Annotated in this window: 8 protein-coding genes; all 8 read left to right on the top strand. The window is 58.4% G+C overall.

Features of this window, described 5'->3' with window-relative positions:
• On the top strand, positions 1–1432 hold a 1432-nt coding region (nifD, locus tag EFR00_RS32500; RefSeq protein ID WP_125864902.1), incomplete at its 5' end, for a nitrogenase molybdenum-iron protein alpha chain.
• A gap of 123 nt (positions 1433–1555) precedes the next feature.
• Positions 1556–3097 (top strand): nitrogenase molybdenum-iron protein subunit beta, encoded by a 1542-nt coding sequence (nifK, locus tag EFR00_RS32495; protein WP_018247184.1) that lies wholly within the window; start codon positions 1556–1558, stop codon positions 3095–3097.
• 58 nt (positions 3098–3155) lie between these two features.
• Positions 3156–4646 carry a nitrogenase iron-molybdenum cofactor biosynthesis protein NifE gene (gene nifE / locus EFR00_RS32490; protein ID WP_012489544.1) on the top strand — a complete coding sequence of 497 codons (1491 nt, stop codon included), beginning with the start codon at positions 3156–3158 and terminating at the stop codon, positions 4644–4646.
• A 9-nt stretch (positions 4647–4655) separates the two neighbouring features.
• Positions 4656–6011: a nitrogenase iron-molybdenum cofactor biosynthesis protein NifN gene (gene nifN, locus EFR00_RS32485; RefSeq protein WP_012489543.1), complete on the top strand. Its 1356-nt coding sequence runs from the start codon at positions 4656–4658 to the stop codon at positions 6009–6011.
• Positions 6008–6502 carry a nitrogen fixation protein NifX gene (gene nifX / locus EFR00_RS32480; protein ID WP_008536565.1) on the top strand — a complete coding sequence of 165 codons (495 nt, stop codon included), beginning with the start codon at positions 6008–6010 and terminating at the stop codon, positions 6500–6502. The genes nifN and nifX overlap by 4 nt, the downstream gene beginning before the upstream one ends.
• A gap of 3 nt (positions 6503–6505) precedes the next feature.
• Positions 6506–6994, top strand: a complete 489-nt coding sequence (locus EFR00_RS32475) for a NifX-associated nitrogen fixation protein (RefSeq protein ID WP_012489542.1) — start codon at positions 6506–6508, stop codon at positions 6992–6994.
• A gap of 24 nt (positions 6995–7018) precedes the next feature.
• Complete coding sequence (locus EFR00_RS32470; RefSeq protein WP_009991124.1) at positions 7019–7222, top strand: CCE_0567 family metalloprotein; 204 nt, start codon at positions 7019–7021, stop codon at positions 7220–7222.
• Positions 7219–7536 (top strand): ferredoxin III, nif-specific, encoded by a 318-nt coding sequence (fdxB, locus tag EFR00_RS32465; RefSeq protein WP_004677870.1) that lies wholly within the window; start codon positions 7219–7221, stop codon positions 7534–7536. The genes EFR00_RS32470 and fdxB overlap by 4 nt, the downstream gene beginning before the upstream one ends.
• Positions 7537–8184: the final 648 nt, after the last annotated feature.

Genomic DNA, 8184 nt, shown 5'->3' with positions numbered 1-8184 from the left:
AGACAAGGCGGCGAAGCGCCGCAAGAAGCACCTCAGCGTCGCAACGAGCCGCGACGAGCCTGGCGATGAGCCGAAGGCCCTTTCCGAATGCGACGTCAAATCGAACATCAAGTCCATTCCGGGCGTGATGACGATCCGCGGCTGCGCCTATGCCGGCTCCAAAGGCGTGGTATGGGGGCCGGTCAAGGACATGGTCCACATCTCGCACGGGCCGGTCGGTTGCGGTCATTATTCCTGGTCGCAACGCCGCAACTACTACGTCGGCCTGACGGGCATCGACACGTTCGTGACGCTGCAGTTCACCTCAGACTTCCAGGAAAAGGACATCGTGTTCGGCGGCGACAAGAAGCTTGAACAGGTCATCGACGAGATCGAGGAGCTTTTCCCCCTCAACAACGGCATCAGCGTGCAGTCGGAATGCCCGATCGGGCTGATTGGCGACGACATTGAGGCGGTGTCGCGCAAGAAGGCCAAGGAGCACGAAAAGACGATCGTGCCGGTGCGCTGCGAGGGCTTCCGCGGCGTCTCGCAATCGCTCGGCCATCACATCGCCAACGACGCCATCCGTGACTGGGTTTTCGACAAGAACGAAGTCGAGTTTGAGACCGGCCCTTACGATGTCAACGTCGTCGGCGACTACAATATCGGTGGCGACGCGTGGGCTACGCGTATTCTATTGGAGGAGGTGGGGCTGCGCGTGGTCGGCAACTGGTCGGGTGATGCCACGCTCGCTGAAGTCGAGCGCGCGCCAAAGGCCAAGCTGAACCTCATCCACTGCTACCGCTCGATGAACTACATCTGTCGGCACATGGAGGAAAAATACGGCATCCCGTGGATGGAATACAATTTCTTTGGTCCGTCCCAGATCGAAACCTCCCTGCGCGAAATAGCCAAGCACTTCGGTCCGGAAATCGTCGACAAGACCGAGGCTGTCATCACCAAGTACCGGCCCCTGGTCGATGCTGTCGTCGACAAGTACCGGCCGCGCCTCGAAGGCAAGACGGTGATGCTCTATGTCGGCGGCCTGCGTCCTCGCCACGTCATCACGGCCTATGAGGACCTCGGCATGCGGATCGTCGGCACCGGCTACGAGTTCGCCCACAACGACGACTATCAGCGCACCGGCCATTATGTGAACAAGGGTACGCTGATCTATGACGACGTGACCGGTTACGAGCTGGAAAAGTTCATCGAAGGCATCCGCCCCGACCTTGTTGGGTCCGGCATCAAAGAGAAGTATCCGGTGCAGAAGATGGGCATCCCCTTCCGCCAGATGCACTCCTGGGATTATTCCGGCCCGTATCACGGCTATGACGGCTTCGCCATATTCGCCCGCGACATGGATCTGGCCATCAATAATCCGGTGTGGGATCTCTACGACGTCCCCTGGAAAAAAAAGGCCGCGCCAGCTGAGGCGGTTGCGGCCGAATGAGAGCCTGGCCTGTCTTGGAAGGGGGCAGGCCAGGCCCTTCCCATCGGACTTGATCCGCACTCGTGACAGATGACATCCCATTGCCGCCACCGGTGCGGCGCGATGAAAAGAAAGGTGCTTACTATGCCGCAGTCGGCGGAAAAAGTTCTCGACCATGCTCCCCTGTTCCGCGAGCCGGAATACAGGCAGATGCTCGCCGAGAAGAAAGCCAATTTCGAATGCCCCCACCCGGATCAGGTCGTTGCCGATCAAAACGACTTCACGAAGACCTGGGAGTATCGCGAAAAGAACCTGGGCCGCGAAGCCCTGGTCGTGAACCCGGCCAAAGCCTGCCAGCCGCTCGGTGCCGTCTTCGCAGCCGCAGGCTTTGAGCAAACGATGTCCTTCGTCCATGGCAGCCAGGGCTGCGTCGCTTATTACCGTTCGCATCTGTCGCGTCACTTCAAGGAGCCTTCATCGGCGGTCTCGTCCTCGATGACGGAGGACGCGGCAGTGTTCGGCGGGTTGAAGAACATGGTCGACGGGCTCGCCAATACATACAAGCTCTACGATCCGAAGATGATCGCCGTCTCGACCACCTGCATGGCCGAAGTCATTGGAGACGACCTCCACGGCTTCATCGAAAACGCAAAGAACGAAGGGTCGGTCCCGCACGACTTCGATGTTCCTTTCGCCCACACGCCTGCCTTCGTCGGCAGCCACGTCGATGGCTATGACGGCATGATCAAGGGCATTCTGGAGAACTTCTGGAAAGGCAACGAGCGGAAGGAGGTTGCTCAAGCCATCAACATCATTCCCGGCTTCGACGGCTTCTGCGTCGGCAACAACCGCGAACTGAAGCGCCTGCTCGACATGATGGGCGTATCCTACATCTTCATCCAGGATGCCTCCGACCAGTTCGACACGCCGTCTGACGGTACGTACCGCATGTATGACGGCGGCACGAAGATCGAGGACTTGAAAACGGCGTTGAATGCCGAAGCGACCCTGTCGCTGCAGCACTATAACACGCGCAAAACGCTGGAATATTGCAAGGAGGTCGGTCAGGTTACGGCTTCGTTCCATTATCCGCTGGGTGTTCAGGCGACCGACGAATTCCTGATGAAGGTCTCGGAGATTACCGGCAAGGAAATTCCTCCGACAATCGGCCTGGAACGCGGCCGTCTCGTCGACGCTATGGCAGATAGCCAAGCCTGGCTGCACGGGAAGAAATACGCGATCTACGGCGATCCTGACTTCGTCTACGCCGTTGCCCGGTTCGTCTTGGAAACCGGCGGTGAGCCGACCCACTGCCTTGCTACCAACGGCACGTCGGCCTGGGAAGCCGAGATGAAGGCGTTGCTCGCATCCTCGCCCTTCGGCAAGGATGCCCAGGTCTGGGCGGGCAAGGACCTGTGGGCGTTGCGCTCGCTGCTCTTTACCGAGCCGGTTGATCTTATGATCGGCAATTCCTATGGCAAGTATCTCGAGCGCGACACCGGCACCCCATTGATCCGGCTGACCTTTCCGATATTCGACCGGCACCATCACCACCGTTTCCCGCTCATGGGCTACCAGGGCGGCCTGCGCGTCCTGACGACGATCCTCGACAAGATCTTCGACAAGCTCGATCGCGAGACGAGCGAGCCGGGTGTGACGGACTATTCTTACGACCTGACCCGCTAGGAGCGGCGGCGGTCGGCCTTGTGAGGCCGGCCGCCTTCATCTGAACTTGGAGACCGCAATGCCCTTGCTCAATGCTAAAGTCCAGGATGTCTTTGACGAGCCTGCCTGCGAGAAGAACCGCAGCAAGGATTCCAAGGCGCGCAAAAACGGCTGTTCGAAGCCGCTGATCCCCGGGGCGGCAGCCGGCGGATGCGCTTTCGATGGCGCCAAGATCGTGCTGCAGCCGATCACCGACGTCGCGCACCTGATCCATGGGCCTCTCGGCTGTGAGGGCAATTCCTGGGACAACCGCGGATCGGCTTCCTCAGGTCCAACGCTCTGGCGCACCAGTTTCACGACCGACCTCACTGAAACCGAAGTGGTGATGGGGCACGGCGAGCGGAAACTTTTTAAAGCAATCCGCGAGATCAAGGAGGCCTATGCTCCACCGGCGATTTTCGTCTATTCGACCTGTGTGACAGCATTGATCGGCGACGACATCGAGGCCGTCTGCAAGCGGGCCGCGGAAAAATTCGGCCTTCCGGTGGTGCCGGTCAACGCACCGGGCTTTGCCGGCTCCAAGAACCTTGGCAATAAGCTCGCCGGTGAAGCGTTGCTCGATCATGTGATCGGCAGCGTAGAGCCGAACGACGTGACCGCCTACGACATCAATATCATTGGTGAGTTCAACCTATCCGGCGAGTTTTGGCTGGTAAAGCCGCTTCTTGACCGGCTGGGGATCAGAGTAAGGGCCTGCATTCCAGGAGACGCCCGATATCTTGACATTGCTTCTGCGCATCGCGCCAAGGCGTCCATGTTGGTGTGCTCGACAGCACTCATCAACCTCGCCCGCAAAATGGAGGAGCTCTGGGATATCCCGTTCTTCGAAGGCTCCTTTTACGGAATTACCGACACCTCGGAAGCACTCAGACAGATCGCCAAGCTGCTCGTGATGCAGGGGGCGGATCCCGAAATCCTCGAGCGCACCGAGGCATTGATCGCGGAGGAGGAGGCGATTGCCTGGATGAAACTCGCAGCATATCGACCAAGGCTTGAAGGCAAGCGCGTGTTGCTCAACACCGGCGGCGTCAAGTCCTGGTCGGTTGTCCATGCGCTGATGGAGGTGGGCATCGAGATCGTGGGCACCTCGGTCAAGAAATCCACGCCTGAAGACAAGGAACGTATCAAGCAACTCCTGAAAGACGAAAAACACCTGTTCGAGTCGATGGCGCCGCGCGAGCTTTATAACATGCTCGCCGACGGTAAAGCCGACATCATGTTGTCTGGCGGGCGCACGCAATTCATCGCGCTGAAGGCCAAGACACCTTGGCTCGATATCAACCAGGAACGCCACCACCCCTATGCCGGCTATGACGGCATGGTGGAGCTCGTTCGCCAGATCGATCTTGCTATTCACAATCCGATCTGGATGGAGGTGCGGGAGCCGGCACCGTGGGAATGCCAGCATGCGGTGGAAGAAGAACTGACGAATACCAAGAGCGAGAACGAGACTGGGTACGTCTTGCAAAACTTTGTCGGCGCGGTCGCCGGCAGCTTCGGCAAGCGTTGAGGAAAGCCGATGGTTCAAGTCTTTCCCCAGACCAAATCAGCTGCGGTCAATCCGCTGAAATCGTCGCAGCCGCTCGGCGCCGCGCTCGCCTTTCTTGGCGTCGAGCGTGCCGTGCCGCTGTTCCACGGCAGCCAGGGCTGCACCAGCTTGGCGCTGGTACTTTTAGTCCGGCACTTTAAGGAAGCCATTCCCTTGCAGACAACGGCATTGGACGCAGTGGCGACCATTCTTGGCGGCGCAGGCAATCTGGAAGAGGCGATCCTAAATCTCAAGAGGCGCGCAAAACCCAAGCTGATCGGAATTTGCACGACAGCCCTGGTGGAAACCCGCGGCGAAGATTTCGCAGGCGATCTCGCCAACATCAAGCGGGATCGTGCCGATGAGCTCGCGGGTACGGAGGTTGTGCTGGCGAATACCCCGGATTTCGAGGGAGCGATCGAAGAGGGATGGGCGAAGGCCGTCATCTCTATGGTCGAGCGCATCACCACTCCAGGCGAGCAGAGCCGCCACCAAAAGAAGATTGCGATCCTACCAGGATGGCATCTGACAGTCGCTGACATCGAGCTTCTGCGCGAAACGGTCGAAAGCTTCGGTCTGAAGCCGGTGATCCTGCCGGACATTTCCGGCTCTCTCGACGGCACGGTGCCCGGCGATCGTTGGGTTCCGACCACCTATGGCGGTACTCCCGTCGACGAGATACAAGAGCTTGGCACGGCGGCGCAATGTATCGCGATCGGCGAGCATATGCGCCGCCCCGCAGAGCTACTGCGGACCCGGACGGGAGTCCCTTACGCATTGTTCCAGTCGCTGACAGGATTGAAACGAGCCGACCGGTTCGTCTCGTTTCTTTCTGAGATTTCTGGTGCGCCGGTGCCAGCAAACATCCGCCGTCGCCGAGCACAGCTGCAGGACGCCCTGCTCGACGGACATTTCCATTTCGGAGGCAAGAAAATCGCAATTGCTGTGGAGCCGGACCAGCTCTACCAATTCGCTACCTTCTTCACCGGCATGGGCGCCGAAATCGCGGCAGCGGTCACCACGACCGGCACCTCAAAAATACTCGCGGAAATGCCGGCCGAATCGCTCCAGGTCGGTGATCTTGGCGATCTCGAAGAACTTGCCGTCGGCGCTGATCTTCTCGTCACGCATTCGCATGGACGACAAGCGGCGGAGCGCCTTGGGATTCCGCTCATGCGGGTGGGCTTCCCGATATACGACCGACTCGGCAGCCAGCATAAGCTCACAAGTCTCTATCAGGGAACGCGCGACCTGATCTTCGATGTTTCCAACATCTTCCAGGCCAATCAGCGCGCGCCGTGTCCTGGATCGCTTGATCCCTCCCGCAAAGGAGAACTGCCTAGATGATCGCCGCTCGTCGCCTTTCCCTCGTCCCTGACGGGGTTCACTCGTCAGCTCCAAAACGGAAGGCTGGCGCGTTGCGCGTCGCAATCGCCACTCAAGATATGAAATCTCTCGACGCCCATTTCGGATCGGCAAAACGTTTCGTCGTCTATGATGTGAGTCCCGACGACTGGAAACTGGTGGAAGTCCTGGACTTCGAAGACGTTTCCGACCAGAGCGGAAAGCATCGGAACGAGGACGTCGATCGTATTAACCCGAAGGTGAAGGCGTTGGAAGGTTGTCACTTATTGTTCTGTCTGGCGATCGGTGGGCCATCGGCAGCCCGAGTTGTTTCGGCCAAAATCCACCCAATTAAAGTATCCGATCCTCAACTGATCGAAGATGTTTTGTCGCGAACTCGGGCGATGCTCAGGACTACTCCGCCACCCTGGTTACGCAAGGTGCTAACCGAAGCAGGCGCCATTGAAAAGAAGCCTTTCGATGAGGAGGACTAAGAAATGGGTACATTGACAGGAAGTACGGATGGCCCTGCTGTCAACGAGGATGGGGATCTCGCCACCCCTTTTCTCAGATGCCTGATAAGGCTCATTCGCGCTCAGGATGCCCATGGGGCGTGGGAAGGCAAATCGGACACTGACCTGCTGGCCGACTTCATCCTCACCAAGGAGCAGCGCCGTAAGATCCCGATCATAGGCGATCCGGATCCGTATGTGCTGTGGAGGCTACAGAACTTTTACAGTTGCGTGGGGCTTGTGATCGAAGAGTGCACAGGCCTGTTGGCATCGCCGATCATGACGATCGGCCATGAGGGCTTCGGCCGCTTGCTTTTCACGACTGGACGGTTGGTCGTTCTGTCGAAGACCCTGCGCGATGTCCACCGGTTCGGCTTTGAGACGCTAGGCAAGCTCGCCGAGACCGGCACGAAAATGGTCGATGACGCTATTGAAGTTATCGAAACCTATCCCGACGTGGCGCGGGCATCATGAAATCAATTTTCGAGGAAAGAGATCATGTCAGACATTGTGGAGCAGCTGAAAAAGGTCCGCAAGCTGCAGTCCCGCGCCGCCGCTGCGAAGATGGAGTTGCACGATCTTGCCGAGGACCTTCCGATTAATTGGGCTAGAATCAAGACCATTGCAGGAGAGACGTTCGACGCCTTCGCCGAGTTGAACGCTGCGAAGGAAGAGCTCGCTGCATTGGAGAATTCACGATGACTGGCCCTTTCGTCACGCGCGACGGCTCCAGCTGGGTGCCGGAGTACCTGACCTGCATCGATGCTACAACCTGCATCGGCTGTGGCCGATGCTTCAAAGCCTGCTCTCGCGAAGTCATGCACCTCTATGGCGTCGGTGAAGCGGGTGAAATCCTCGGCATCTGCGACGACGAGGAGGAAGACTTCGATGGCGAGCTCAATCGTATGATCATGGTTGTCGATGAGGCCGGCCGCTGCATTGGTTGCGGCGCCTGCGCGCGCGTCTGCCCGAAGAACTGTCAGACCCATGTCGCGGCAGACAAGGTTACTGCGTGATCTCGCGAACAAGTCAACGCTGTTACCTTCAGATCGTTTGTTGTCTCCTGCTGCTCGTCGTCTGCGCAAACGAACGAACGTAGTTACTTCGTGTGGCATTCCATCCACAAAGTTGGCGCTGCGATGGTGGCTAGTTCGTCGCTTCTTTCAATAGGACTTTTTTAAAAGCGCGAAGTGGCGATCGCTGTCTCGTCGCCCTCGGCGATGAACTTATCCGGTTGCCAAGGCAGATGCCCCGCGATTGGATCGCCACAGATCGTGCCGTTCGTGTCCCATGCCTGATCCGCGGATGCGGCGGTTCTAATCAATGGCGGCCGGTGCAAAGAAGGCACTGCAATTGCACGCAATGTCTCGCGCAAGCTGACCGTCGAGGTAAGCACCAGTGCGCAGCTGACGGAGGCACTTGCGGCGAGGACCGCAACGCCACTTTCCACCCCGCAGGCTCAATACGATCCGACACAGGACGATCCTGAGCGCGGTTGAATTACATGCTAATTCCCTTGTCCCCAGCGCAACCGTCGACATTTCTCGCAAATGTCGGGCATCCGCCACTTTTGTCAGGTTTGTCGTGATTGGAACGTTTTGTTCGCCGGTCTCTCCGTCAAATACACATCAACCTGCCCTCAACCCGCCCATTGATAAAAGAAA

Origin of the sequence: Rhizobium sophoriradicis (assembly GCF_003939025.1) — a bacterium.
GTDB lineage: Bacteria > Pseudomonadota > Alphaproteobacteria > Rhizobiales > Rhizobiaceae > Rhizobium > Rhizobium sophoriradicis.
The sequence above is the reverse complement of the archived record's forward strand: the minus strand, read 5'-3'. Positions and strand labels throughout refer to the sequence as shown.